General features: G+C 74.6%; 1 protein-coding gene. It reads left to right on the forward strand.

Annotated features, from left to right (window positions below; genetic code table 11):
• On the forward strand, positions 1-236 hold a 236-nt coding region (locus AC1RPV_RS08245), incomplete at both ends, for a Gfo/Idh/MocA family protein (RefSeq protein ID WP_481764277.1).

The raw sequence follows: 236 nt of genomic DNA on the forward strand, positions 1-236 counted from the left end.
GTGCTCGACTACGCGCTGCACCTGTTCGGCGAGCCGCAGGTCACCGCGGTCTCGGCCGTCACCCACTCCGAGCTCGGCGCGCGCGGCCGCGGGGGCGCCAAGAGCGACAAGCAGCACGTCGGCTCCGCCTACGAGGTGGAGGACCTGGCCAGCCTGCTGCTGCGCCTGGAGGGCGGCGGCTCGATCGTCCTCGAGACCAGCTGGGCCGCCTACCGGCCGGCCGGCGACGAGTTCGG

This window comes from Dellaglioa sp. CoH-55-MRSF-9, assembly GCF_056782155.1.